Annotated in this window: 15 protein-coding genes, 1 tRNA gene, 1 pseudogene and 1 riboswitch; of the genes and pseudogenes, 10 read left to right on the forward strand and 7 right to left on the reverse strand. The window is 37.7% G+C overall.

Annotated features, from left to right (window positions below):
• Window positions 1-115: 115 nt before the first annotated feature.
• Entirely contained in the window at window positions 116-1,138 is a 1,023-nt protein-coding gene (locus JL102_RS12840; protein ID WP_202244820.1) for an SPASM domain-containing protein, read from the reverse strand.
• 280 nt (window positions 1,139-1,418) lie between these two features.
• Between JL102_RS12840 and JL102_RS12845 the strand changes: the two genes are divergently transcribed.
• The 5 genes from JL102_RS12845 to JL102_RS12865 all read left to right on the forward strand — a co-directional run bounded on the left by JL102_RS12845 (window position 1,419) and on the right by JL102_RS12865 (window position 7,695).
• Window positions 1,419-2,612 (forward strand): lipoprotein N-acyltransferase Lnb domain-containing protein, encoded by a 1,194-nt coding sequence (locus tag JL102_RS12845; protein ID WP_202244821.1) that lies wholly within the window; start codon window positions 1,419-1,421, stop codon window positions 2,610-2,612.
• A 20-nt stretch (window positions 2,613-2,632) separates the two neighbouring features.
• Window positions 2,633-3,613 carry a helix-turn-helix transcriptional regulator gene (locus tag JL102_RS12850; RefSeq protein WP_202244822.1) on the forward strand — a complete coding sequence of 327 codons (981 nt, stop codon included), beginning with the start codon at window positions 2,633-2,635 and terminating at the stop codon, window positions 3,611-3,613.
• Between the two features lie 148 nt (window positions 3,614-3,761).
• A riboswitch (SAM riboswitch) is annotated at window positions 3,762-3,875 on the forward strand.
• Window positions 3,876-4,133: 258 nt separating this feature from the next.
• Complete coding sequence (locus JL102_RS12855) at window positions 4,134-5,444, forward strand: O-acetylhomoserine aminocarboxypropyltransferase/cysteine synthase family protein (RefSeq protein WP_202244823.1); 1,311 nt, start codon at window positions 4,134-4,136, stop codon at window positions 5,442-5,444.
• Window positions 5,422-6,474 (forward strand): homoserine O-acetyltransferase family protein, encoded by a 1,053-nt coding sequence (locus tag JL102_RS12860; protein WP_202244824.1) that lies wholly within the window; start codon window positions 5,422-5,424, stop codon window positions 6,472-6,474. The genes JL102_RS12855 and JL102_RS12860 overlap by 23 nt, the downstream gene beginning before the upstream one ends.
• A gap of 6 nt (window positions 6,475-6,480) precedes the next feature.
• On the forward strand, window positions 6,481-7,695 hold the full coding sequence (locus JL102_RS12865; RefSeq protein WP_202244825.1) for a homoserine dehydrogenase: 1,215 nt from the start codon (window positions 6,481-6,483) through the stop codon (window positions 7,693-7,695).
• A 55-nt stretch (window positions 7,696-7,750) separates the two neighbouring features.
• On the opposite strand, the gene JL102_RS12870 is transcribed toward JL102_RS12865, so the two are convergent.
• Window positions 7,751-9,616 (reverse strand): choice-of-anchor I family protein, encoded by a 1,866-nt coding sequence (locus JL102_RS12870; RefSeq protein WP_202244826.1) that lies wholly within the window; start codon window positions 9,614-9,616, stop codon window positions 7,751-7,753.
• A gap of 252 nt (window positions 9,617-9,868) precedes the next feature.
• On the opposite strand from JL102_RS12870, the gene nqrF reads away from it, so the two are divergent.
• Together nqrF and JL102_RS12880 are read left to right on the forward strand one after the other, a co-directional pair.
• On the forward strand, window positions 9,869-11,176 hold the full coding sequence (gene nqrF, locus JL102_RS12875) for an NADH:ubiquinone reductase (Na(+)-transporting) subunit F (protein WP_202244827.1): 1,308 nt from the start codon (window positions 9,869-9,871) through the stop codon (window positions 11,174-11,176).
• A 108-nt stretch (window positions 11,177-11,284) separates the two neighbouring features.
• Window positions 11,285-12,445 (forward strand): formimidoylglutamase, encoded by a 1,161-nt coding sequence (locus JL102_RS12880; RefSeq protein WP_202244828.1) that lies wholly within the window; start codon window positions 11,285-11,287, stop codon window positions 12,443-12,445.
• Between the two features lie 866 nt (window positions 12,446-13,311).
• Here JL102_RS12880 and JL102_RS24105 read toward each other — a convergent pair.
• Both JL102_RS24105 and JL102_RS12895 read right to left on the reverse strand, forming a co-directional pair.
• Window positions 13,312-14,327 (reverse strand): annotated as a pseudogene (locus JL102_RS24105) (NAD(P)H-dependent flavin oxidoreductase).
• Between the two features lie 352 nt (window positions 14,328-14,679).
• Window positions 14,680-15,975, reverse strand: coding sequence for a DEAD/DEAH box helicase (locus JL102_RS12895; RefSeq protein WP_202244830.1), 1,296 nt, complete (start codon window positions 15,973-15,975; stop codon window positions 14,680-14,682).
• A gap of 49 nt (window positions 15,976-16,024) precedes the next feature.
• On the opposite strand from JL102_RS12895, the gene JL102_RS12900 reads away from it, so the two are divergent.
• Both JL102_RS12900 and JL102_RS12905 read left to right on the forward strand, forming a co-directional pair.
• Complete coding sequence (locus JL102_RS12900; protein WP_202244831.1) at window positions 16,025-17,365, forward strand: dihydroorotase; 1,341 nt, start codon at window positions 16,025-16,027, stop codon at window positions 17,363-17,365.
• A gap of 71 nt (window positions 17,366-17,436) precedes the next feature.
• A tRNA-His gene (locus JL102_RS12905) sits at window positions 17,437-17,513 on the forward strand.
• Window positions 17,514-17,910: 397 nt separating this feature from the next.
• Here the strand turns inward: JL102_RS12905 and JL102_RS12910 are convergent.
• Window positions 17,911-20,559 carry a carbohydrate binding domain-containing protein gene (locus tag JL102_RS12910; protein ID WP_202244832.1) on the reverse strand — a complete coding sequence of 883 codons (2,649 nt, stop codon included), beginning with the start codon at window positions 20,557-20,559 and terminating at the stop codon, window positions 17,911-17,913.
• A gap of 193 nt (window positions 20,560-20,752) precedes the next feature.
• Between JL102_RS12910 and JL102_RS12915 the strand changes: the two genes are divergently transcribed.
• Window positions 20,753-22,471: a PNGase F N-terminal domain-containing protein gene (locus JL102_RS12915; RefSeq protein WP_202244833.1), complete on the forward strand. Its 1,719-nt coding sequence runs from the start codon at window positions 20,753-20,755 to the stop codon at window positions 22,469-22,471.
• Window positions 22,472-22,639: 168 nt separating this feature from the next.
• On the opposite strand, the gene JL102_RS12920 is transcribed toward JL102_RS12915, so the two are convergent.
• Together JL102_RS12920 and infB are read right to left on the reverse strand one after the other, a co-directional pair.
• Entirely contained in the window at window positions 22,640-23,389 is a 750-nt protein-coding gene (locus tag JL102_RS12920) for a hypothetical protein (RefSeq protein ID WP_202244834.1), read from the reverse strand.
• A gap of 279 nt (window positions 23,390-23,668) precedes the next feature.
• The gene (infB, locus tag JL102_RS12925; protein WP_202244835.1) at window positions 23,669-26,614 is read right to left on the reverse strand and encodes a translation initiation factor IF-2; all 2,946 of its coding nucleotides are present in this window, start codon (window positions 26,612-26,614) and stop codon (window positions 23,669-23,671) included.
• Window positions 26,615-26,637: the final 23 nt, after the last annotated feature.

A 26,637-nucleotide genomic window follows, 5' to 3' on the forward strand; every position in this document is an offset into this window, starting at 1 on the left:
ACATTTAAGAATTCTACTAGCGTATAGCAAACTCTATACCTATAATTTATTATACGGAATAGCAACAGTCAGGTAACCTGACTGTTGCCTATCAAAACGATCTGTTTAGTAGCTACTAGGCCCAAACTTTAGTGCCCTCAGTACAGTTTTGACACATTTCAATCTTACTTCTTGATTTAACTATCGCTTGTCTAAATTTCCGATAGGTGTCACCTTCCCATACTTCCTTAAAAGAAAATTTCTGTAAATCACCCATGCGGTAATGAGCGTCCTTATCAAAACAACAAGGAATCACTTTTCCATCCCAGGTAATAACACTGCTATGCCACATCTTCCAACAGTGATCTAAAAGTTTGTTTTTAATAGAAAAGGTTCCATCTCCATTATTCTTATAACGAGAATATTTGTCTATTGTGGGAATAAGGTCTGAACCATTTTCGTAATCATAGATTTGCGCTGTTTTAAAACCTACCTCATCTACTCCCAGCTCAGTGGCCATTTTCTTCACATCTTCTATTTGATGCTCATTAGGCCTAACCACCAAAAACTGAAAAATCACATGTGGCGTTTTGGATTTTAATTCCTTCTTCCAGCGAATTATATTTTTAGTTCCCTCTACCACCTTATGTAGGCGACCTCCTACACGGTAAGATTGATACGTTTCTTGAGTAGTACCATCAATAGACACAATCAACCGATCCAGACCGGATTCTACAGTTTTTCTTGCCATTTCATCATTAAGATAATGAGCATTAGTAGAGGTTGCAGTATAAATTTTTCTATCCGACGCATACTTTACCAAGTCCAAGAAGCTTTTGTGTAAATATGGCTCACCTTGAAAATAAAAAAGCAAATACATGAGCGTATCTTGCAGTTCATTTATCACTTTTTTAAACAAATCATCAGGCAACATACCAGTAGGCCTGGTGAAAGAGCGAAGGCCGCTGGGACACTCCGGGCACCTGAGATTACATGATGTAGTGGGTTCTATTGAAATACTTATAGGCATCCCTTTAACTGATGAACCTCCCAGCCAGCGAGAAGTAATATAGCTACGCACCACTCTTCCGGCATTCCATGCCCTCTTAAAATTAAATTTAGAGAGAAAATTCAGACCATCTGTTATATTCGAATTCACCGATCGAAATTACCAAAAGTAGCTTAGCTTTAAAAACTGATAATAGCACATACACTAAAGACCTACAAACATTCTTAATTTTTCAACTCAATTAATATTAGTGGTTTTAAATAATTTTACCCTTGTAGCTCGTCATGAATAAGAGAATATTCTAGATTAGTAGTATTGATTTTTTTAATATGAGCCAGTTTATCTTTTAAAGAAAAAATAAGCTATTATTTTACACAACCGTTAAACGATAACCTCCACCACCTAATATAATAATCAAAGGCTGCCTGAAATGAAAAATTTTTTAGTACTCATACTTCTATTGCCCACGCTTTGCTTAGCTCAAAAACGTACGCTTTCAAAATATGCAGAAATAAGGATACTCACTTGTGGCCCTTTCCAAGGAGAGCTATACTCAGCCTTCGGGCACAGTGCTATTAGAGTAAACGATCCTATGAAGGGCTATGACATGGTTTATAATTACGGTATTTTTGATTTTGACCAGCCGAATTTCTATCTCAACTTTGCCAGAGGTTACCTTAACTACAAATTAGACGTACATGAATATCGGAACTTTCAATATGCTTACGTCTATTACAATCGCTTTATTCATGAGCAGGTTTTAAATTTGGATCAGGAACAAAAGCAGAAGCTATTTGACTATCTACAATGGAATGCTAAGCCCGAAAACCAGTATTACTTCTATGACTATTTTTATAACAACTGTGCCACAAAAGTTAGAGATGCTTTAAAAGCTACTTTTAAAGATGACTTACAATTTGATGGCTCTTACATCACCACTGATTATACCATTAGAGACCTTGCACACATTTATTTAGATCAGCAACCTTGGGGTGAACTAGGTATAGATATTTGTTTAGGCCTACCAATGGACTCTGTAGCTACCCCTGAAATGTACATGTTTCTACCTGATTACATAGAACAAGGTTTTAATCATGCTTCTATCATGAAAAATGGACAGAGGGAACCGTTGGTGAAAAACACCATAATTACCAACAAGGCTCAACCTCAAGAAGACCAGTCGAGCACTATTACTCCTCTCATAGTATTTAGCTTATTACTGATAATAGGTTTAATTATAACCTTTATAGGCTATCGCCAAGATAAGGGGTATTTCATATTTGACACTATTCTCTTTTCTGTCATTGGCTTAGTAGGGTGGTTACTCTTACTTTTATGGATAGCAACAGACCACCATGCTGCTGCTAGAAATTTCAACCTATTATGGGCTATACCACTACACTTCCCATTGGCTCTATTTTTATTGAAAAAAAAGATTCCTGATTTTCTACGGATATACTTCCAGGCCTCTTGCTTGGTTAACCTCGTATTACTCATTACTTGGGCCTTTTTACCTCAGGATATTCACTATTCCTTAATACCATTGGCTATTCTATTGCTCGTGCGGTCTTATTACATTCAGAGATATTTATCTTTTGAACGTGATGAAGATCCATCCGCCTAAGTAAGCTGTTTTTTATTAAGATGAACCGCATTGACAGGCTATCGGCTATTTTAATTCAGCTACAAAGCAAGAGGGTAGTAACAGCCAAGATGATTGCGGATCGATTTGATATTAGTTTACGCACGGTATACCGAGACATCAGAGCCTTGGAAGAAGCTGGCATACCTATAGGTGCTGAAGCTGGTGTAGGTTATTTTCTCATGGAAGGATATCACCTCCCTCCTGTGTCATTTACTAAAGAAGAAGCGGGAGCCATACTCATAGCCGCCAAGCTGGCAGAGCGCCACGCAGATCATTCCATACAGCACCATTTTGAAAATGCACTATTCAAAATAAAGGCCATTCTAAAAATACAAGAAAAAGAATACCTGAATACCCTAGAGGCTAATACCAAAGTGCTAACACCTCCCAATAAACCTTTAAGAAATAATTCTTTTCCCGATCACTTCATTTCAGATCTACAAACTGCTCTGGCAAAGCACAAAGTAGTAAGTTTCGAATACTTTTCTACTTACAACCAAAATTTATCTCACAGAGAAGTAGAACCTGTAAACCTATGCTTTTACAGTAACCATTGGCACCTGATTGCCTATTGTAGACTGAGACAAGCCATGCGAGATTTTCGCACAGATCGAATTACTAAGCTGCAGATTAGAGAAGAGACATATACTCCTCATAAAAGCTCTGATCATCAGAAATATGTAAACAACCTTATTTTAGGAACTGATCTAAAAAAAGTAATTGTGCAAATGGATAAAAGAGTAGCGTTATACCTGGGAGATCAAAAATATTATATGGGTCTTATAGAAGAAAAAGATAAAGGAGAGGATATGGAAATGACATTTATGACCTCTCACATGGAATATTTTGGAAGATGGCTTTTGTCTTTGGGTACAAGAATCAGCCCTGTAGGCCCTTCTCTGCTTATAGAGACTATGAAGGCCCTTACATCAGACATGTATAAGCACTATCATAAACACTCTGACAAAGAAAGCAACTAAAGCCGCTATTTGATATAAAATTTTACCTTAAGTCTATTTCAGTGAGAATAAAAGCTGTTTTAAAAATTTTTTCGATGCTTTGTTTGGAAACATTATAAACGCTGCTTACGTTTGCCACATCAATTCGATATACTCTTAACGAGCAATCGATTTATACAGAAGCGTGGAGAGACAGGCTCTTAGAAGCGCTAGCAACCTGGTCACCAATCCAAGGTGCTACTTCCTGATCCCAAGAACGTTCGTCAAGTGACGGATACGGGAGAATATAAATTGATGGTAATGAAAAGATCAATCCAACATCAAACAGGGCTTTTAGCCACATTTCAGCGATCAATACAAGCGCTAATTTATTCTATTTTATTTGATTCCAACTCAGCCTATATGTGCTGTTGTTGTTGCTAGTAGCTACCCCGCAAAACGTACCTAAACAAAAACGCCTTCTTGGTAGAAAAAACTATACTCATTTCTTTTTGGGTATTACAATCAAATAAATTAATTCAATTAGCAAAAAAGTATTAACATGTCACAAGCATATAATTTCGAAACATTACAGCTTCATGCTGGGTATGAAGATGTAGAAGCCTCTACAAGATCAAGAGCAGTACCTATTTACCAAACTTCATCATACACTTTTAAAGATTCTGAACACGGAGCTAATCTATTTGCTCTTAAGGAGTTTGGCAATATTTATACCCGTATAATGAACCCTACTAATGACGTTTTTGAAAAGCGTATTGCAGCATTAGAAGGAGGCGTGGCGGCAGTATCAGTAGGTAGCGGTCAGGCCGCCCAGTTCATAGCTCTCAGCAACTTCCTGCAGGCTGGTGATAGTTTTGTTTCCTCTCCATTTTTATACGGGGGTACTTATAACCAATTTAAAGTAGCTTTCAAAAGACTTGGTATTAACGCAAAATTCGCGAAAAGCGATAAAGCTGCCGATTTTGAAGCTATTATAGATGAAAACACTAAGGCCATTTATCTTGAGACTATTGGCAACCCAGGGTTTAACATTCCAGATTTCGACGCTATAGCCGAAGTAGCCAAAAAACACGATATACCTTTAGTAGTAGATAATACATTCGGAGCGGGAGGATATTTATTCAGGCCATTAGAACACGGCGCCAACGTAGTAGTATCTTCTGCCACCAAATGGATTGGCGGTCATGGAAATTCTATCGGAGGTATTATTATAGATGGAGGAAATTATAATTGGGGTAACGGCAAATTCCCTCAGTTTTCTGAACCATCAGAAGGTTATCATGGCCTCAACTTCTGGGAAACATTCGGAGAGAATAACCCTTTAGGCTTGCCTAACATCGCATTCGCTATAAGAGCAAGAGTAGAAGGATTAAGAGATTTTGGTCCTGCGTTAAGTCCTTTCAACTCATTTCTGCTGATTCAGGGGTTAGAAACTCTGTCTTTAAGAGTAGATAGAACAGTGGAAAATGCTCTAGCTCTGGCCAAATGGCTAGAACAGCATGAGCATGTAGCATCAGTAAACTACCCAGGCTTAGAGAGTAGCCCTTATCACAATTTGGCTAAAAAGTATCTAAAAAGAGGTTTTGGAGGTGTGTTTACCTTTGAGCTAAAAGGAGGAAAGGAGAACGCCATCAAATTTGTGAATAGTCTCAAATTAATAAGTCACTTGGCTAACGTTGGCGATGCAAAAACACTCATCATTCAGCCTTCAGCCACTACTCATCAACAGCTCAGTGAAGAGGAACAACTTGCCTCTGGGGTTCTGCCTAATCAACTACGGTTATCTGCAGGAATAGAACATATTGAAGATTTAAAAGCTGATTTAGAAAATGCCTTTAACGCAGTCTACTGATACACAAACGGAAACGAAGCCAAATTTGAATACCTATAAATACGATCATGAGTTCAGTATGGAGTGTGGAAAAACACTCCCTGGACTCGAGATCAGCTATACTACTTACGGTACATTATCTCCTGAAAAAGATAATGTGGTATGGGTTTTTCATGCTCTTACCGCGAATGCTGATCCTGTAGAATGGTGGCCTGGTCTGGTAGGAAGCAATTTTCTTATCGATCCTGAGAAGCACTTTATCATTTGTGCTAATATGCTTGGCTCATGCTATGGCACCACAGGGCCTGCCAGCATTAACCCTGACACAGGAGAGATCTATGGCTTCGACTTTCCAATTGTGACGGTTAAAGATATGGTAGAAGCACATAAGCTTTTACGTGAACATATAGGCATTACAAAAATATATTTGGGAATAGGTGGTTCTATGGGCGGACAGCAACTTTTAGAGTGGTCTTGTAGTGAACCAGATTTATTCGAAAACATCTGTGCAGTGGCTACCAATGCACGCCACTCAGCATGGGGAATAGCTTTTAACACTTCACAAAGGATGGCAATAGAAGCAGACCCTACTCACACAGAAAAAAAGATAAAAGCTGGAGCCAAAGGTTTAGAGGCGGCAAGAGCTATAGCTATGCTCTCTTACCGTAACCAGACCACATATAGAAAAACACAAACAGATTTTGATGATAAGCTTGATGATTTCAAAGCAAGTAGTTATCAATATTATCAAGGAAAAAAACTCAGCGACAGATTTGCGGCCGTTTCTTACTGGTACCTAAGCAAAGCTATGGACAGCCATAACATTGGAAGAAATAAAAAATCAGTGCCTCATGCCTTAAAAAACATTACCGCCAGGGCACTTATAGTAGGTATACGATCAGATCTGTTATTTCCGGTAGCGGAGCAAAAATTTATAGCTAAAAACATTAAAGACGCCCATTTTGCAGTAATAGACTCCTTTTATGGGCATGATGGCTTTTTAATTGAAACAGAAGCCTTAAGTAAAGAGATTGAAAACTTTTTGAAATAAATTCATATGAGTAAGTATAAAATTGGACTTTTTGGGTTTGGATGTGTTGGAAAGGGACTTTATGAAACACTCACCACTAATAATAATTTAGATGTAGAGATTTCTAAAATCTGCGTTAAAAACAAAAACAAGGATAGATCTCCAATCTCTTCAGAAAAATTCACTTTTTCTGCCGATGAAATTTTAAATGATGATTCTATTAATGTAGTAGTAGAGCTTATTGATGACGCCGAAGCGGCCTACGAGATAGTAACAAAATCATTAAAAAATGGCAAAGCTGTAGTTACTGCTAACAAAAAAATGGTTGCAGAGCACCTGCCTGAACTAATTGCTCTTCAGAAAGAATATAATACTACTCTTTTATATGAAGGTGCCGTTTGCGGCAGCATACCAGTAATAAGAAATCTTAATGACTATTATGCCTCTGAGCAAATCACAGAGGTAAAAGGAATTTTTAACGGATCATCTAATTATATACTAACTAAACTTTTTCAAGAAGGCCAATCTTACGACGAAGCATTAAAAGAAGCTCAGGAAAATGGCTTTGCTGAAACAGATCCCACGCTGGATGTTGGTGGTTTTGACCCTAAGTTTAAACTCAGCATCATTATTCAGCATGCTTTCGGAATCTCTGTAAGTCCTGAAAAAATATTTAATTGGGGTATACAAAATATCTCTGATGAAGATATTCGTTTTGCGAAAGAAAGAGACCTTAAAATAAAGCTAGTAGCTAAAGCCACCTCTATAAACGATCAACTTTCATTATTGGTAGCCCCTCATTATGTTGATAGGGAGAATCCACTTTATCATGTTGAAAATGAATTCAACTGTGTGCTGATTAATGGTAAATATGCTCAAGATCAAACCTTAATTGGTAAAGGTGCAGGAAGCTTACCTACTGGCTTGGCAGTATTGGCTGATATTGCTTCACTTACCAAAGAATATACTTATAGTTACTCTGATAGCACCTTACTTTCTGTCGAGGAAAGCTTATCAGAAGTATATCTTCGATTTGATGATATAGACGGCATAGACCTTTCAGTATTTGAAGAGATATCAGAAAAATTTGTAGGGCAACACCATGGTTATGTAATAGGTAAAATAAGTTTGACTCACCTAAAAGCAATTTTAAAAGATACCAAAGGCGCCGCCAATGTGATATTCACATCTGGGAAAAGTGCTGAAATAGAATTATCTAAGCTAACATACTCATATGCTTAAAACCATAAAGCCCTACTATTAAATGAGTAGGGCTTTTAATATTCCTCCAGACTATTTAAATGACTATTTCAGGTTGAAAAACTAACACCTGTCCATCATCTTCTGAACTTACTACCAACAAGCTGCGACCTGTAGGGCTTTCTTCAGCAGAGATAAAAATGATTCCTTCTGGTGCGTCTCCTGTTTCCAATATTTGTAAAAATTTTGGCTGTAGCGGATCTGTTACATCATAAATCACTACTGCATCTACCCTTTCTAAGCCTATAAACGCTATGGTTCTGTTCCCCATTATTCCTATGGCCACTCCTTCTGGCTCCACGCCTTTATTATCACTCCTACTGTCATCATACAGGCCATATTCATTAATAGCTCTTTCCATGCTACTACCGCAGTCGTAAACAAGAGCGCCCGTGCTACCATTCCAAATACTGAAAGATCGGCCACCTGGCACATATAATTGATCAAAAGAAGATGTATTTTCATTAAAACCTAAGGAGGTAGTTACAGTAAGTCGGCCTAAGTTCTCATCATCTATAATGCTTAGGTCTGTAAATACAGAATTATCTAACCTTAAATCTTTCACCCTTTCTTCTTCACTATAGCCATCATAATCCCTGGTGTCCCCTTCATTAGCCGTGATAATATAGTCTGCACCTGCGATGCTAAAATACGCAAGAGCATCAGGCATATATATTCCTTTCATCGGCCATAGCCCGAAATTGATACCTCCATCCTTATCACTGGGATCTATCTCATTGCCTACCATGTTAAAATCTTTAAAGCCCAATGGGAAAATATCTGTAATTGTGCCTGCCTGTATATCAACTTTTGCTATGCCATTATTTTCTTGTAAACTCACCCACGCATATCGCGAATCATGGGAAATAGTAATATACTCCGGCTCTATATCTTCCGCGAAACTGGCATCTGGTCCGAAAATTCTAAAACCAGCCGCTGTTAAATCAGCTTGTTGAGATGCAAAACTTTCAAAGCTAAGAGTAGTCACCGTATAATTAGCCTCTATATCAATAATAGACACAGAGCCCTCAGGATCTATGTCATAATTATCATTAGGTTCACCCTCATTAGCACACAATAAATATTTACCATCGGGTGAAAAAGAAACCATATCTGGCAAGGCTCCTACTGTTACTACCTCGATTTCATTATAATTAGAAGTATTGAAAATCACCACACTTCCATTAGCCTGTTTATTATCTGCCTCTACGGCTGCGGCCAAAAGACCATTTTTAACTGCCACACTATTTACCCCTCCTCCATAGCCTGTAACATCTATGCTTGCAATAAACTGCAAGTCGGCGGGGTCTGAGAAATTCAATACGTCAATTCTTGAATCACCTGCATTATTAACAACAAAAAGCCTGTTACTAAAGGGGTCAAAAGCAGATATCTCAGCAGCACCTTCTCCTCCACTCAGAGTAATTCCACCTAACTTTTCAAAGCTAGAAGGATTCTCCACTAAAGGAACCTCATCTTCCTTAATGGTCAGCACAAACTTATTAACACCTCCAATAGATATCTTCTCATCAGATAATTTAAAAGTGATGTTAAAATCTCCGGTTAATTCCTCATTATTAATTGGACTTACTTTAAAACTACTGCCCCTCTCATTAGCTGAAACTACTACAGATATAGATCCCGATTCGCCGGAAGGCTCGGTAGTGTAATCTTCGCCATACACGGCATCAGTAGATATATTAATTACAACGGTAACATTTTCGCTGTTACCTTCAGAGAAATAAAACGGCACCATATACCCACTGGAATCTTCCGGCATACTGCCAGCAGCACTTTCAAACTCTAAAAACTGTGGGTTAGTACAACAATCTTCATCATCAGAACAACTCTCAAAAGAGAAAACAATGCCCAGAAAAAGCATCATAAATAAAATATTTCGCATAATAAGGTATGTTAATTAGTTTAAGACTTGAAACTAATATGGAGTCAAACAAATTTGATTATGAGAAAATTATGATAATGTTAAATTCTTAACCATTGTCTTCAGCCCCGGTTATGTTAGGATGGCGTGATTATTATTTGTAGTAGAGTCCAAAATTTAAGGTATCAGATTATAGTTTTAGATATTTACTAAATATATTTGTAGTCCCTTGAATAAGGAGCTTTTTTTTATTGAATAAATGATTCAAATTCAATGAGTACAATTATTTTAACATCCATCATAGCATTTACGATCATTATCTTGCTATTGGTGTTTATTCTTCTTTTTGCACAGTCTCAGCTCGTGCAATCCGGTCCTGTTAACATTGTTATCAATGGAGACTCTGATAACCCTGTAGTTACTTCCGCTGGATCCTCATTACTTTCAACACTCTCATCTCAGAAGATATTCTTACCTTCTGCTTGTGGTGGTGGTGGTACATGTGCCATGTGTAAGTGCGTAGTACAAGAAGGTGGTGGTGATGTTTTACCTACAGAGGTAGGTCACCTTAGCCGTTCTGAGCAAAAGGAGAATGTTCGCCTATCTTGCCAGGTAAAGGTGAAACAAGACATGAAAATAAAAATACCTGAAGAGATCTTCGGTATTAAGAAGTGGGAGTGTGAAGTGGTATCAAACTACAACGTTTCTACTTTCATCAAAGAATTTGTTGTAAGACTTCCTGAGGGAGAAACTTTAGACTTCGAAGCTGGGGGTTACGTTCAGATTGACGTACCTGCCATCACTGTCAACTTCTCTGAAATGGACATTACTCCAAAACCCGAGCTTAATCACCCTAATGATGTGTTCCAGTCAGACTGGGATAAATTCCAGCTATGGGGCTTGGTGATGAGAAATGATGAGCCTATCTACAGAGCTTACTCTATGGCCAACCACCCGGCAGAAGGTAACATTGTTATGCTTAATATTCGTATTGCTACGCCACCTTGGGATAGAGGCGCTGGTAAATGGATGGATGTTAACCCAGGAATTTGCTCTTCTTATATATTCTCTAGAAAACCAGGTGACAAAGTTACTGTTTCTGGTCCTTATGGAGAGTTTGCTATAAATCACTCTACCAATAGAGAAATGATCTACGTAGGTGGTGGTGCTGGTATGGCTCCTCTTAGGGCACAAATCTTCCACTTATTCCACACCATGAAAACAGACAGAAAAGTGTCTTACTGGTATGGCGGTAGATCTAAGAAAGAATTATTCTATGTGAATCACTTCAGAAAAATCGAAGATGAGTTCCCTAACTTCCAGTTTAACATCGCTCTATCTGAGCCATTGAAAGAAGATAACTGGAAAATAAAGAAAAGTCTTGATGATAAAGAGGCCGATGGATATACCGGATTTATTCACCAGGCACTTTTAGATAACTACTTGAAAGATCACCCTGAGCCAGACGAAGTAGAATTCTACTTATGCGGACCTCCTTTGATGAATGCCGCCGTTCTAAAAATGCTCGACGATATGGGTATTCCTTCAGAAAACATCAGATTTGACGACTTCGGAGAATAAACTCATTAGACATAAACTTGAAAACCCTAAAGCTTCGGCCTTAGGGTTTTTTATTTTTAATTAATCGGCAAACTATTAATTTTAACACCCTTACGAAAAGCCTTATATATGGACCTGAAAATCTTTTTTTCTCCAATAGAAGAAGAGCACTTTGCTCACATCAAACAAGCCAATAGCTTTTATAAAAACATAAAGGTATATACCGATAAAATGCCCAAATATCGTGAGGCAGATATAGCCATTATAGGCGTAAATGAAGAAGCAGGTACGGAGGAAAATAAAGGAACAGCTAAGGGCTGCATAGAAATTAGGAAAAAACTTTTCAACCTAAAAAAAGGACAGGGAAACTATAAGATAGTAGATATGGGCACCCTGAGAAATGGTGTAGACCTGGCTGAAACGATAGGAAGGATTAAAGAAGTTTGTCAAAACCTTATAGAGAACAATGTACTGCCACTGATAATAGGAGGCTCTCATGATTTGGACTATGGTCAATATCAAGCCTATGAAGATTTAGACAAGCTAATCAGCTTGATTAATATTGATGCTTTTCTTGACATGGAAGATTCATCATCAGTAAGTGCCAGCCAACAGCACATTCATAAAATTCTTCTTCACGAACCTAATTATCTGTTCAACTATAGTCATCTGGCATATCAGAGTTACTTGATAGATCCCAACGCTATTGCTATTCTTGAAAAATTATATTTTGAAGCTTATAGAATAGGACACCTTAGAGCAAACATTCAGGAGATGGAACCTATCATCAGAAATGCCGACATGCTTTCATTTGATATAACAGCGATCAAATCTAGTGATGCCCCTGGCAATGCTAATGCACAACCATTTGGACTCACAGGAGAGGAAGCATGCCAAATATGCTGGTATGCAGGTCTCAATGAAAAACTAAGTTCAGCGGGTTTCTATGAATATAATCCTTTACTAGACGATTCCAACCAAAAAACTGCATCTGTTATTGCTACCATGATATGGTATTTTATTGAAGGTTTTTACAACCGAAAGAATGATCAAAACTTCAAAAATAACGACTATCTGAAATTTGTAGTATCCATGCCGTCTGAGCCCGAGGTACTACATTTCTACAAAAGTAAAATAAGCGAGAAATGGTGGATGGAAGTACCTTACCCACAAGGAAAAGAAAAATATGCGAGAAATTGCATAATCCCTTGTTCATACACTGATTACCAAACCGCCACTAAGGGAGAATTACCCGAAAGGTATATCACTACACATGCGAAGTTAATATAAAACGAGGCTAGCGTGCTTAGCACTCTTCTTATTAGCCATAGCTCTAGCTTACACTAGAGCTATGGCTAATGATCATAATTTTAATTGATTTTCCAATCTTTTATATATCTCCTATCAAGTTTGCCGGAGCATTAGCTCCATTTATAAGAATTGTCCGCATTATAAATATTCTTCATAATTATACCGACAGGCAAATGTGCTGAGATACAAGAAGCAAATTTGTAAATAATGAAGCTGAAGCCGCGCAGCCAGAAACACTCTCACTGATGTTATTATTTCAAGCTTATTTGATGCTATTATATCAAATATATCATCTTTTAAAGCTGGATTAACTCTTGCTACCACTCCATAAAACACTACCCAGACAATTTGTAGCAAGACGAAGTCCTGTGACATTACCACCCACAAAATGCTTAAAGAAATTTCTTCTTCATGGTGAGAGTAGAAAATTATAGCTAAAACAAAAAAGAATTAAGCTTAATAATTATATAGCATCTCTATTTTATGAAACTTTTTACATGAAACAATGTAACATTTAAAGCAAAAAAATCACTATTAGAAAAAGGCTGATTTCAGGATTTATCCTTTCCACGAATTCAGGTCACATAATAAAAATATTTCAATATAAAATAAAACAAGGGGAGCAAAATACTAATATTCACTATTTCAATTCAGTTTAAAGGTAATTACGACGATTCATCTGACACGTAAGATTAGACCGTCATTTACCTTTAAAAAAAGCATATTATTGGTCATATTGCGACACCTATAAAGCTCAGTTAAAAAGAAATTAACTTTTAATTTCAACCTAAACCCAGGAGTTTAGATCGCCCAGATCTGAAATGCCTGTAAACCAGAAAAGGGAGTCAATTGACTCCCTTTTTTTTATCCTCATAGGCCTTTATAAACAAAGCAACTATTTCCCTTACAGGTCTTATCTGAGTAACGTGCTCTATTGAAGGCCCTGCACACCATACCGTTTTATAAGTAGCTCCGAAGGCCGCTTTTTCTAAGCTTTTCATGCCTTTATAAAAGGTTAGCATTTTAACGTATTTCTTTAGTTTCTTATTCCTATTGAATAATCTTTCAAGCCAATTTTGTTGAGTACCTATCTCTTCCACATAAGGAGTATTGATAACTGTACAAGGCGTTCCAGAGAGCTTGTCGGTCATCACAATATCATCTTTCCCATATTTAACAACCGCCCTTTTATAGGCGTCAGAAACGCCGGCTTCCTCAGAGGCAATAAAAATGCTACCCATGGAAATACCACATGCCCCAAGTTCTAATATTTCTTGCAGCTGCTCACCCTTCCCTATACCCCCGCAGAGATTACAGGAATATTACAAACGGACTTCAACAAAGGAATTAATTCTCCTGCCGAAAGCTTTCCTGCATGCCCTCCGGCTGAAGAGTTTACAGCTATTAGTGCATCAGCTCCTAACTGCTCCACCTTTTTAGCATAAACCTCCTCTGTCACATCACAAAACACTTTAATATTGTGTTTTTTACAGGTATCAATTACCTCTTTAGGGTTTCCTAGCGAAGTAATTATAAAGTCCACCTTACACTCCACACAAATCTTCAGCTGTTCTTTTAGCCGAAAATTAGATTTGTTAACAATCAAATTAATACCAACTGGTCCTTCAGCTTTCGTTTTCAATTCTTCTAACGCCTCTCTAAACTCCTCATCCGTTCGGTAATTCAATACAGGAATAGCTCCGGTAATACCAGCGCGCGTGGCTTCTACAATCATTTCTGTATTAGACACCAGAAACATAGGAGCCATGATAATAGGAAATTTTATGCCTAACATTCTGGTAAGCTCATTTTCAAAATTTTTCATCAATCTGATATTTATTAACCTAATAAACCAAAGCATCAGCTGGCTGCCACTAATTCCAGCGCTCTTTTATGAAATGTATATACTAGAATGATTATAATTGAATCTGCCCCAGTTTAAGAGCACAATTAACCAAGCATATCATTGATGGCAATTTTCTACATCGTTAATTGGAACTTGAGATATGGAACCAAATAAGTTATTCAGCTGGTTCTTTTCATTAACACATCATCTTTAAGAAGCATTCACACTTCCCGCTCCTGTAGTATAAGAATGACACGCTTCTTACGTGATGAATAACCATTAGAGCTTGTGCTGAATAAAGGAAAACGCCTGCATATTTTTTCATTCTATAACTAGAAATTGAAAACAGCAGCCAAGTTTAAAAGTACTATCTTCTCCTTCTCTTTTTAGAAGTGTGTTTTTTATCCTTAAACTTGACCTTTTTCTCATGAAAAGCCCCTTTAAAATCAGGGTTCTCTCTTCTTTTGAACATGTCAATTTCCCGTTCAATATCCTGACGTTCCTGTTTAGGGGTTTCTGTTATCGTCACTTCTTCAGGAATGGGATTAACCTGAATAGTATCGTTGATCATTTTCTCGATTTTGCCTATATGAAACATTTCTGCCTGGTTAGCAAAAGTAATAGCCTTACCTTTCTTCAAAGCCCTACCCGTACGACCAATACGATGCACATAATCTTCATAAATAATAGGCACATCAAAATTTATGACATGAGAAACTTCAGTAACGTCTATTCCTCTAGCAGAGACATCAGTAGAAACCAAAATACGAAGCTCCCCTTCTTTAAATTGATTTATAGCGTTAATCCGACTGTTTTGTCCTTTATTAGAATGAATTACTCTGATGCTACCATAATCCTTTCTTTCTAGGTACTTAAACACATTGTCCGCAGTGGTCTTGGTTTTAGTGAAAATCAAAACTCTTGAGAACTCTTCCTTTTTTAGAAAGTATTCTAGCAAATTGATTTTAGACTTCAGGTTTGGCACTTCATACAGTTCCTGATTTACAGTTTCAGCTACAGTAGCTTGTGGAGCCACTTCAGCCACCTCTGGGAATTCTAGAAATTCTTCTGACAAGGTCACTACCTTTTCTGGCATAGTAGCAGAAAAAAGTAAGTTTTGACGCTTGACGGGTATCACTTCCAAGATCTTACGTATCTGAGGCATGAAACCCATATCCATCATCTTATCAGCTTCATCCAAAACCAGTGTTTTAATACTTTTGGTAACAAGCTCACCCTTGAGATAAATATCCATAAATCGACCAGGAGTCGCAATTAGAATATCAACTCCCTGCTGCACTGCCTCAATCTGTACTTTTGGACCTACCCCACCATAAACAGCTACATACCTCAAGTCTGTATACATCGAAAGTTCTTTTACAGACTGCTCTATTTGCAGTGCCAACTCACGAGTAGGAGCCAAAATGAGCACTCTAGGGTCATTTCCCTGAGCATACTTAGCTTTATAAAGTATAGGTAATACAAAAGCGGCTGTTTTTCCCGTTCCTGTTTGAGCTATGCCCATCACGTCATGACCATTCAGCACTAATGGTATCGCTTTTTGCTGTATTGGTGTAGGCTCATCATAGCCTAGCTCTTCTACTGCATTTAAAAGCTGCTTATTTAGTTTAAAATCATGAAAGCTTGCCTTCTCAGACGCCATAAAATCTCAAGTTTATTTGTTGTTGCAATCAAAAACAGGAAATTTGTCTATGCAAACCACACTAATTACAAACGCCAATATTGTAAATGAAGGTAAGACCTTTCCTGCAGATATCCTGATAAAAGGCGAATTTATAGAAAAAATAGCTGACAACATCTCTTCTGAGGGAGTAGATGAAATAATTGATGCTCAGGGTAAGTATGTAATCCCTGGCGCCATTGATGATCAGGTCCATTTCAGGGAGCCTGGACTTACCCATAAAGCGACCATATACACTGAGGCCAAGGCGGCCGTGGCCGGCGGAGTAACCTCATTTATGGAAATGCCCAACACTGTGCCTAACGCACTTACTCAAGAACTTTTAGAAGACAAGTATAATATTGCTAAAAAAGACTCTTTGGCTAACTACTCCTTTTTTATGGGGGCTAGCAATGATAATATTGAAGAAGTTCTAAAGACTCCGGCTGATAAAGTTTGTGGTATAAAAGTATTTATGGGCTCTTCTACCGGTAACATGCTGGTAGATAATGAAGCCACTTTAAATAACATTTTCTCACAGGTAGAGATGCTCATTGCCACTCACTGTGAAGACGAAGCCACCATCAGAAAAAACACAGCGCTTTACAAAGAAAAATATGGAGAGGATGTTCCGATCAGCTGCCATCCTGAAATACGTAGTGCAGAAGCCTGTTATCTTTCTTCATCACAAGCGGTGGCTCTCGCCAAAAAACATGGTGCGCGATTACATGTACTACACATAAGTACTGAGAAAGAACTTAGTTTATTTGACAACAGCATTCCGCTGGCAGATAAAAAAATTACAGCTGAGGCCTGCATCCATCATTTGTGGTTTAATGATTCAGATTACGACAAAAAGGGCACCTTTATTAAATGGAACCCTGCAGTAAAAAAGGCTACCGATCAGCATGCTATCTTCAACGCTATTTTAGATAACCGTATAGATGTAATTGCTACTGACCATGCACCTCACACTATTGAAGAAAAAGAAAACACCTACTTCAAAGCACCCTCGGGCGGTCCGCTAGTACAACATAGTGTAACAGCAATGATGGATTTTCGCAAACAAGGAAAAATCAGTATTGAAAAGATAGTTGAAAAGATGAGCCATAACCCTGCTACATTATTCAATATAAAGCAAAGAGGCTTTATCAGAGAAGGCTATTATGCTGATTTAGTCATAGTAAATCCTGAAAACAGATGGGTAGTAGATAAAAGCAACATTTTAGCTCAGTGTGGTTGGTCTCCTTTTGAAGGGCATCAGTTTAGTGCTAAAGTAGAACACACCTTTGTTTCTGGTCATCACGCTTATAATAATGGTAGTTTTAATGAGGCAAAGAAAGGCAATAGACTACTTTTTGATAAAAGATGAAAAAATTCATTAAATAGTATTTGTAAATTCAGAACTACTCTCTAAATTTGCAGTCCCTTTAAGGGAAAATGGTGGTTGTAGTTCAGTTGGTTAGAACGCCTGATTGTGGTTCAGGAGGTCGTCGGTTCGAGCCCGATCTTCCACCCCAAAGCCTTCTTATAATTAAGAAGGCTTTTTATTTTCCTCTCCCCTTCATTTTTACCCCTATTACGCTTAACTTTTAGCTTCCTATTTTTCTAAAAGTGACAATATGATTCAGAGCCATGTCTTTTTTAATGAATTACCACCAAAGGAAAAACTTCGCACACTCTTTCTTGAGGGTGATTTCGTGGTTTCGATTCGTTATTATGGATATAAAGTAAATCTTTATCTACTCTATAATTTTTATGTTGAAGTCTTTTACAATCACAAACATGACTTCATCGAGCGAATACAACCGCTTGATCAAAATCATTCAAGAATGAAATTCTACTCAGATCAGATAAAGTTGCCAGAAGATATATAGGCAAAAACTAAAAACTTCTTAAATAGCTCCTTCTTCAGTTTTATTCTATTAATAATTCGTCTGCAAACAACCATGAGATAGATCCCGTAAAGAGATAACCCTCTGGAATCTCTCCAAAGGCTCTAGCCACTAGTCTTACATAACGTACTTTTTTATCTTTTAGTGGCACAGAAAGCTGATACACCACGGGCTCACCTCTTACGTTTCCAAAAATATTTTCCTGCTCTCCTATAAACTCGAAGCTATCACCATCCACTGAAGTATACACCTCTACTTTTGTGGGCAGAAAAATACCACTATTAGGGTCACATAAAAAACTACCGCTCAACTTATGCACTTGCGTAAGTTTTTCCATATCAATAGTCGCAATTAAATCAGTGCCACTAAGCCCTAACCATCTCCCATCCTTAAACGCCGTAGAGCCCATAACACCATCTGTTAAACTCTTACTGCCGTTTGCTTGGTACTTTTCATGAACAGGATTCTTCAAAGAAACGGGCTTTCGCAAAGCTTTATTTACAGGAACAAATAATTGAGAACTAGCAAGCTGCTTTTTACCATCATATAGCGCTGCATACACAGTTGATGACTCTGGTATGATCATCGGCCTTGTATATACACGGCTCTTGGCCGTTGGTTTCTTATCAATATCAAATCTAATTTTACCGCTTTCAGAATTCGACTCCATGATTATTTCTGCAGTATTGTCTGATTTCACTTCATAATAAATGACGGGAGTAGGAGTCATTTGCAATACATCAAACCAGCCTATACCCTTGTTGGTCATCTCCAAAGAAAGAATTGTATTAGTAGAAGAAAGCGGAGCTGTAAAAATGAATGAATACTTTTTCCACTCAGAGGTTAATTGATAGGAATGATGCTGATTCATTAAATCCATATTAAATGAAAAAGAAGGCATATGCATTTGAGGCTTAGCCTTGGCCCAAACAGATACCTCATAACTGTTATCCTTACTAACAACCATCGGCAAAAAACGAATTTTATTCCCTCCTCTATCTTTAGGTGTAACTACCCGAAGGCTGAACATCCCATCTACACTTACCCTAGGATCAGTAAATACAGTAGCTCCTAAATCACGTTCAGAAAAATCTGTATAGGTTTTATTAGAACCTATAGGCTGTCCGGGACTTGCAACTTCTTCAAAACTAGGATTCACGATTAAATTCCTAAGCGATATTTTATCATGGTCATTAATCGCCTTTTGATGAATTAAATAAACTCTGGTGCTCATCGCATCGATCATATCATGGATGTAATTATCTTCAAAAGTCACTGACCGATTTTCAAACCATAATTCAGCTTCCTCTTGGTAATTTGAGTTATCTACAGCAATTTCTAAATCGAAACTTTTAGGTTCATTATCTTCATTAACAGCTATGACCAATAGATCTCCTTGATATTTAAAAACCTTAGTAAGAATACGCTCATCATTAACCTTAACAGAAGGGGCTACGTCAGCAGATAATAAAAAGGAAGACATCTGAGCCACCTCAACAGCCATATTACTACACTCTGACCAAGCGGAAACAGACTGAGGGTTTATATTTCCTTCACCTCTAATATAGTATTGAATACCCTTAGCTCCAGATATCAACCCCATATACGTCATCACCCGCAATTCATTAGCAGTAGGCTCTCGCTCCCACATTTCCTGTCCGCCAAAGGCCTGAGGAACCAGCCATACTGACTTTTTATATTGATAAGCTTCTCTGTAACCATTAAGATTATGTAAAACCTCTTCTGGGGCTCTCGGAATAGGATATGGATCTGTCATAGCTATGTCCATCGTATTTTCAAATTCAGCAGCTCTTGATGGCATCATAAAAACGATAGAAACGGGATGATAAGGATCTAATTGATGAATCATTTCATAGGCCTCTTCGAGGATAGCAACGGGCCTCCCTTGTCCATCTGGCTCATCATTAATATACCAGGATAATAGCGCCGGATGATCTCGAAAGGCTTCAATCTCACTCTTTAAAAGGGCTATTTTATTCTCTTTAGACATATCCATACCTGGGGCTCCATTATGACCGCTTCCAATCAATGAATTCACAGAGTACTGTACTTTTACACCTAGCTCTGCGCACCTGTCCATGTAAGCCTTACGCTCAGACAATCCTTCTGGCTGATTATCTTGATAAGGACCAATCAAATTCATGCCATGAACTACTTCCCTTTCTGGCAAATCACCTACCGGCACACAGTAAAACCCAAAAGGGAAAAAGGGCATTCCATCAGCAATTAAACCACCTGTTAACCTATCAATTTGAACGGCATTTTGCTTTTCAGATCGCAAAACAACGTCAACAGTACCCTCCTTTAACATATCATTCCCCTTCATAATCGAGTATCTTAGGGTCTCAATCCCAAAAGGAAAAGAAGGCTCTACCAGCGTGGCCTCCAATCGATTGTCTGCATACAGCATATTAACATTTACTGGCTTGTCACGTCTCCACAACCGCATAGTATATTCATGTTCTTCAATATTCTCTGAAAATACAGCCACTACCTCCATCTCATTGTTAGGCAGATAATAATTATACCGGCTAAACACTTCAATTGACTGCGCTTGTATTACATTAATACCAACTAACCCCAGCCCAAACGCAATGTGAAAGAGGTAGATAATAAATTTTTGAAATGTTGATCGAACTTGCTTCTTCATATATTGATCCATTTATAACTTACAGCAGCTCCTGAAAACATGAGCACATGAATACTCAACTGCACATCAGCTAGTTTAAGAAAATTTTATTTAAATTCAAGCTAAATCGTTTTACTTAAATAACCTCACTTGCATCATTAGCTAGATTACCATAGCTTAAGCAATGAAACACCACCTCAACATATTAACCAAAATGTATAGAATCATTACTTTATTACTGTTACTGAGTACCCCATCGCTTATCATAGCCTTAGCAAACCCATCAGATAGAAGTGGAAAAGTAGAATACTCGGTTTGGCACAATGGAGAGATAGATCGACAGCGAGATCTAATAATCATGGAATATAACAATAGCATCTCTAAAACCTGGACAGATCAATCAGGCAAAAACCTAATTCCTGAAGTACCAAAACAGTATAACTATCATGATTACACCAACCAAACCGTTTATAGACAAGCCATTTTCATGGATGGCCAAGCTTACTACACACAGATCAAATTCAATGAACTTGAAGGCTTTAAGGCAGAAGGTCCTCCTGCAAAAATATTGGGATATAATTGTCAAAAATATACTGGTTCATCCTTCTCTAATAAAATAGAGCTTTGGGTCACTACCGATACCGGCCTTAAAGGAACTCCAGTACTTTCCTTTCCATACACCAAAGGACTGGTCTTAAAATATGTTAGCAATGAAAACTACGGATGGGAAGCTACCAATATAGAGTTCTATAAAAAGAAAAATGCTCCTAAACTCATGCCTGATGATTTAGGAAAAGAAATTGATCAGGTAAATTTTGGTCTACGTCTAGCTAACGCTTTCGTAAAAGAAATTCAGATCTTTGAAGATGAACAAATTAATTGGGGAGATAATATCAACAACCCTGAAGGCAATAAACTAAACCAACTTTACAGATTTGCTGGCGGCACCATAATCGCTAAAAAAATTAAACTTCCTGAGGTTCCTGATGGGACGACAGTATTTGCAGAGATAGTAGAAAAATCAAACGGGGATGCCTATGACAGAACAGGCTCTGCATTCATCATACCCACTGGTAAAGAAAAGAGCTTTTTAGATGGTCTTAAATCCGGTGTAGATGTCCTACCTAAATATATAAGCTCAAAGAACAAGACTTACCAAGGAGTGGTTAGTAGCCCTACCTATGATCCTGTTATAGAGCTCATGCGCTTTTTTACTCCGTTTGGAGTTAACCACTTTAATGACAAACGAGATGTAGGTATAACCTGGGCTGATTCAGTGAGCTACAAACAAGACGTAAGCCATTTACTACCCGTGTTACAAGGTGAATGCTGGATAGCTGTATTTATTGGCAACTATGACGCAGGAGGTCATAAAGTAAGCCTTAACCTTAAGTATCACCTCAACCAGCAGGAAAAATCATCAACTCCTAAACAAAAATATTGGGTACAATCTCTTTTTAACACCACCAATGTAATGGAAATGGCGGGCCAAGAATATGGAACCATGTTCAAAAACGATACACTAAAAGTGGAATTTGACGTTCCGCCAGGCGTAAAAAAAGCAACTTTTAGATATATCTCCACAGGCCACGGTGGCTGGGAAGGAGGAGATGAGTTCGTGCCAAAGAAAAATCAACTATTCCTAGATGAAGAACCTTTTTTCAGTTATACTCCTTGGAGAGTGGACTGTGGCACTTACAGATCTTACAACCCTGCTTCAGGCAACTTCTGGAATGGTTTATCCTCTTCCGACTATAGTCGCTCAGGATGGTGCCCGGGTTCGGTTTCTCAGCCCTATTACATTGATATAGAAAATCTAACCCCAGGCAAACATACCATCGAAGTATATATCCCTATAGGAGAAAGAGAAGGGAATATGTTCAGCGCCTGGAATATTTCTGGTGTTTTAATTGGTCAACTTCATAATGAATAAAGAAATAATGTATGAAGATGAAGTCGGATAGAACAGGCTTCATCTTTTCATTCCAATGTTCTGGGAAAGTCAACTTATATAAGAGAGATAAGCAAACTACAACCTAAAGCATTAAAACAAAAAAGGCTGCCTTATTTACTAAAGCAGCCCACTAATATTAATATTATTTTAAGCAGTAGCTGTAGAGCCAGCCTTCTGAGCCTCTAGCATAGCTATCTTAAAAGTCTTTTTAGCTTTATACCCACAGTAACCGCATTCATAGTGCTTCATAAGCTCTCCTTCAGACGCCGGAGATGGTGCTTTCAAAATCTCTTCTCTTGAAACTCTAAAAGTTTGATAATTACACTCAGGGCACTGTAATGCATGTAAATGGCCAGCATATTTTTCAATTTTAGTATAGCCAGTTTCTTCATCTACCCATACATCATAATCAATAGAAAATATATTTTCCTCAGCCTGCATACCTTCATCCAAGTAAACATCCTCTTCCTCTTCACTAAGAAGTTTCATAAGTTTGCCTGTTTTAGGGGAAACTCTTGGCTTATAGCGCAATTTTTTCAACCTTTTTTCAATATAAAAAGGATAGTAAAACTTAAGCAAGTTTTGAATAATCACACCAAATATTAATCCCATAGAAATGGTCACAAATATTCTCACAAACAGCCATAAAATACCTAGTTCATAAATAAATGAATTTGAGTAAAATGCACCTGCTACAATAAGGAGAACGCTACATGTCATTAATACACTGATCTCGCTCCTGTTAATATAATCGTACTTATTCTTTGAATCACTGGAGGCAGTCAGTTTAATCAAATGTCCTAAAAAAATAAAAATGGATACCCCTGCCAAGCCAAACGCTATATACTGCGCCCACGTATTCCAGGTCTCAAAAGATTGCATCGATGTTTCTTCCATGGCCTATAAACTTTAAAATGTCTTTCGTAAGGTTTATTAAAAAAATTTGAATTAACGCACAATTTATAAATTACTCTCCACTTTTTATATTTCTTTCTTAAAAAAAAGAGAAAATTTAACCTATTCTACAAACTTTCATCACTGACAATTTAAATACAAGATTCTTGACCTCATATTACCACATTTTAACTTTATTGTCCAATAAAAGTTTATTTTTTTTCAATAAAAAAGGAACCGTCAACGGCTCCTTTTATAATAAAAATTTTACAATGACGTTCTTTAAAGCGTACGTTTAGTTTCTCTCTCTTCGTAACTTTCTACCACATCACCTTCTTTAATATCATTGAAGTTCTTAATACTGATACCACATTCATATCCACTCTTCACTTCATTAACGTCATCTTTATAACGTTTCAACTGTCCCATCTCTCCTGAGTAGATTACGATACCATCTCGTATTAATCTTATTGGGTTAGATCGCTTAATATATCCATCAGTAACCATACAACCTGCTACGGTACCCACTTTAGATATCTTAAATACATCTCTTACTTCAACATTACCTACTATCACTTCTTCAACTTCAGGATCAAGCATACCTTCCATGGCATCTCTCACATCGTTGATGGCATCATAGATAACTGAATATAATCTGATTTCGATCTCTTCATTCTCAGCTATTCGCTTAGCAGAACTTGATGGTCTCACTTGGAAACCGACAATTACTGCATCAGAAGCAGAGGCTAACAACACGTCAGACTCAGATATCTGACCTACTCCTTTATGGATAATATTAACCTGAATCTCTTCAGTACTTAGTTTTAATAATGAATCAGAAAGTGCTTCTACAGAACCATCCACATCACCTTTCACAATTACATTAAGCTCCTTGAACGAACCGATAGCCAAACGTCTACCAATCTCATCAAGTGTAATATGTTTCTTGGTTCTGATGTTTTGCTCTCTCTGTATCTGCTCCCTTTTATTGGCTATCTCTCTGGCTTCACGGTCACTATCCATAACATTGAACTTGTCACCAGCCTGTGGAGCACCATCAAGACCAAGCATAAGTACTGGTGTAGAAGGCCCTGCCTTATCCATCTTCGTACCTTTATGATCAAACATGGCTTTAACTCTACCATGGTAAGCTCCTGCCAAGATAACATCACCTACCGTCATAGTACCATTTTGAACAAGTAGTGTAGCTACGTATCCACGACCTTTATCAAGAGACGCTTCTATTACAGCACCTACCGCTTTTCTATCAGGGTTAGCTTTTAATTCTAGTAACTCAGCTTCAAGCAATACTTTTTCTAGTAAGTCCTCTACTCCTTGCCCTGTTTTGGCAGAAATTTCCTGACTTTGGTATTTACCACCCCAGTCTTCAACCAAAATATTATTTTGTGAAAGTGACTCTCTCACTTTATCAGGGTTAGCTCCAGGCTTATCTATTTTGTTTATGGCAATTACTATAGGAACACCAGCTACTTGAGCGTGGTTAATAGCCTCTTTAGTCTGTGGCATCACGTCATCATCAGCCGCCACTACTATAATTACAATATCAGTTACCTGAGCACCACGAGCACGCATAGCGGTAAACGCTTCGTGACCTGGTGTATCCAGGAATGCAATTTTCTGACCGCTTTCAGTAGTTACATCATAAGCACCAATGTGCTGAGTAATACCTCCAGCCTCTCCGGCAGTAACCTTAGAGCTTCTTATATAATCAAGTAATGATGTTTTACCGTGATCTACGTGCCCCATTATAGTAACAATAGGAGCTCTATCTTTAAGATCATCTTCGGCATCTTCCTCTACTTCAATTTCCAGATCATCATCGGAATTTGTAAACTCTACATTATAACCAAATTCATCTGCTATTACAGTAATAGATTCAGCATCTAAACGTTGGTTAATAGAAACAAACATACCCAGTCCCATACAGGTAGAAATCACATCATTAACAGATACATCCATTAATGACGCCAAGTCATTAGCAGAAATATACTCTGTTACTTTCAAGATTTTTGATTCCTGTTCTTCCTGAAGCATTTGTTCTTCTTTAGCTTCAGCTAAGGCAGAACGCTTCTCTCTCCTATATTTAGAACCTGAACTTTTCTTTTTATTACCGCTAAGCTTAGCCAGTGTAGCTTTAATCTTATCTTGGATTTCCTTATCAGAAGGCTCCTCTTTTTCTACACGTGGTCTCTTAGATCTACCGCGGTTGTTATTATTATTGTTGTTGTTATTATTATGCTGATTGTCTCTAGGAATCCTCTTTCTCGGCCTCTTTTTCTTCTTCTGCTCTTTTCTGTCATCAGAAGATGCCACAGGTTTATCCTTTTTCTTATCCTTCTCTACCGGAAGTTCAATTTTGCCAACTACCTTTAAGCCTTTTAATTTATCAGCTTTAGCTTCAATTACTCCTTGATGCTTAGGTTGTTCACTGCTTTTGTTTTTAGAATCGTCTTTTTTAGCTTCCACCTTTTCTTGTTGAGGTTTTGGAGTGGCCTCCTTCTTCTGAACCTGTTTAGGTTTTTCTTCGATTTTATCTTTAGGAGCTTTATCGCTCTTATTTTCAACAGGTTTAGGTTGCTCTTTAGGAGTTTCCTTAGGGGCTTCTTTTTTAGCTTCTACCTTAATAGGTTCTTCCTTAGGCTTTTCCTCTTCTTTTTTAGGAGCTTCCTCTTTCTTCACCTCAGGCTCAGGCTTTTTCTCTTCTTTTTTAGGTTCTTCCTTAGGCTTAGGCTCTTCTTTTTTAGCTTCTGCCTTAGGCTCCTCTTTTTTGTCCTTATTCTGAAGGTCTATTTTACCAACTACATTCAGCCCTTTTAATTTAGGTTTATCATGCTCTACCTTCTCAGGTTTGCTTGGTTCCTTTTCTTTTTCTTTGGGCTTATCTTCCACTTCATCTTTCCCTTTAGAAAGATTTTTAATTAAGACTTTTTCTTCATCGTCCGACTTTTTAGGCTCTTCTCCATCTGAATCTATCACAACGTGTTCGTTGTGCTTAGTTCCGATAGTAAGCCCAGAAGCCTCCTCTTTTTCAGAAGCAGATGCAGCAAATTCCTTAGATAGCATCGCAAATTGCTCTCCAGTAACTTTAGAGTTTGGACTACTATCTACATCGAAGCCTTTATCAGCCAGAAAGTCAACGATGGTAGTTCTACCAACATTTAATTTCCTGGCCACCTGACTTAGCCGCATGGTTTTTTCTTCTGACATATTCAAATATCCCTTTTTTTTGT

It is taken from the genome of Fulvivirga sediminis, from assembly GCF_016757215.1.
In the GTDB taxonomy this organism is placed as follows: domain Bacteria; phylum Bacteroidota; class Bacteroidia; order Cytophagales; family Cyclobacteriaceae; genus Fulvivirga; species Fulvivirga sediminis.

What these genes read in the sequence shown, in the direction of transcription:
- JL102_RS12845 (WP_202244821.1), top strand. Translation starts at nt 1,419, where the DNA reads ATGAAAAATTTTTTAGTACTCATACTTCTATTGCCCACGCTTTGCTTA.
- JL102_RS12850 (WP_202244822.1), top strand. Translation starts at nt 2,633, where the DNA reads ATGAACCGCATTGACAGGCTATCGGCTATTTTAATTCAGCTACAAAGC.
- JL102_RS12855 (WP_202244823.1), top strand. Translation starts at nt 4,134, where the DNA reads ATGTCACAAGCATATAATTTCGAAACATTACAGCTTCATGCTGGGTAT.
- JL102_RS12860 (WP_202244824.1), top strand. Translation starts at nt 5,422, where the DNA reads ATGCCTTTAACGCAGTCTACTGATACACAAACGGAAACGAAGCCAAAT.
- JL102_RS12865 (WP_202244825.1), top strand. Translation starts at nt 6,481, where the DNA reads ATGAGTAAGTATAAAATTGGACTTTTTGGGTTTGGATGTGTTGGAAAG.
- JL102_RS12870 (WP_202244826.1), bottom strand. Translation starts at nt 9,616, where the DNA reads ATGCGAAATATTTTATTTATGATGCTTTTTCTGGGCATTGTTTTCTCT.
- nqrF (WP_202244827.1), top strand. Translation starts at nt 9,869, where the DNA reads ATGAGTACAATTATTTTAACATCCATCATAGCATTTACGATCATTATC.
- JL102_RS12880 (WP_202244828.1), top strand. Translation starts at nt 11,285, where the DNA reads ATGGACCTGAAAATCTTTTTTTCTCCAATAGAAGAAGAGCACTTTGCT.
- JL102_RS12895 (WP_202244830.1), bottom strand. Translation starts at nt 15,975, where the DNA reads ATGGCGTCTGAGAAGGCAAGCTTTCATGATTTTAAACTAAATAAGCAG.
- JL102_RS12900 (WP_202244831.1), top strand. Translation starts at nt 16,025, where the DNA reads ATGCAAACCACACTAATTACAAACGCCAATATTGTAAATGAAGGTAAG.
- JL102_RS12910 (WP_202244832.1), bottom strand. Translation starts at nt 20,559, where the DNA reads ATGAAGAAGCAAGTTCGATCAACATTTCAAAAATTTATTATCTACCTC.
- JL102_RS12915 (WP_202244833.1), top strand. Translation starts at nt 20,753, where the DNA reads ATGTATAGAATCATTACTTTATTACTGTTACTGAGTACCCCATCGCTT.
- JL102_RS12920 (WP_202244834.1), bottom strand. Translation starts at nt 23,389, where the DNA reads ATGGAAGAAACATCGATGCAATCTTTTGAGACCTGGAATACGTGGGCG.
- infB (WP_202244835.1), bottom strand. Translation starts at nt 26,614, where the DNA reads ATGTCAGAAGAAAAAACCATGCGGCTAAGTCAGGTGGCCAGGAAATTA.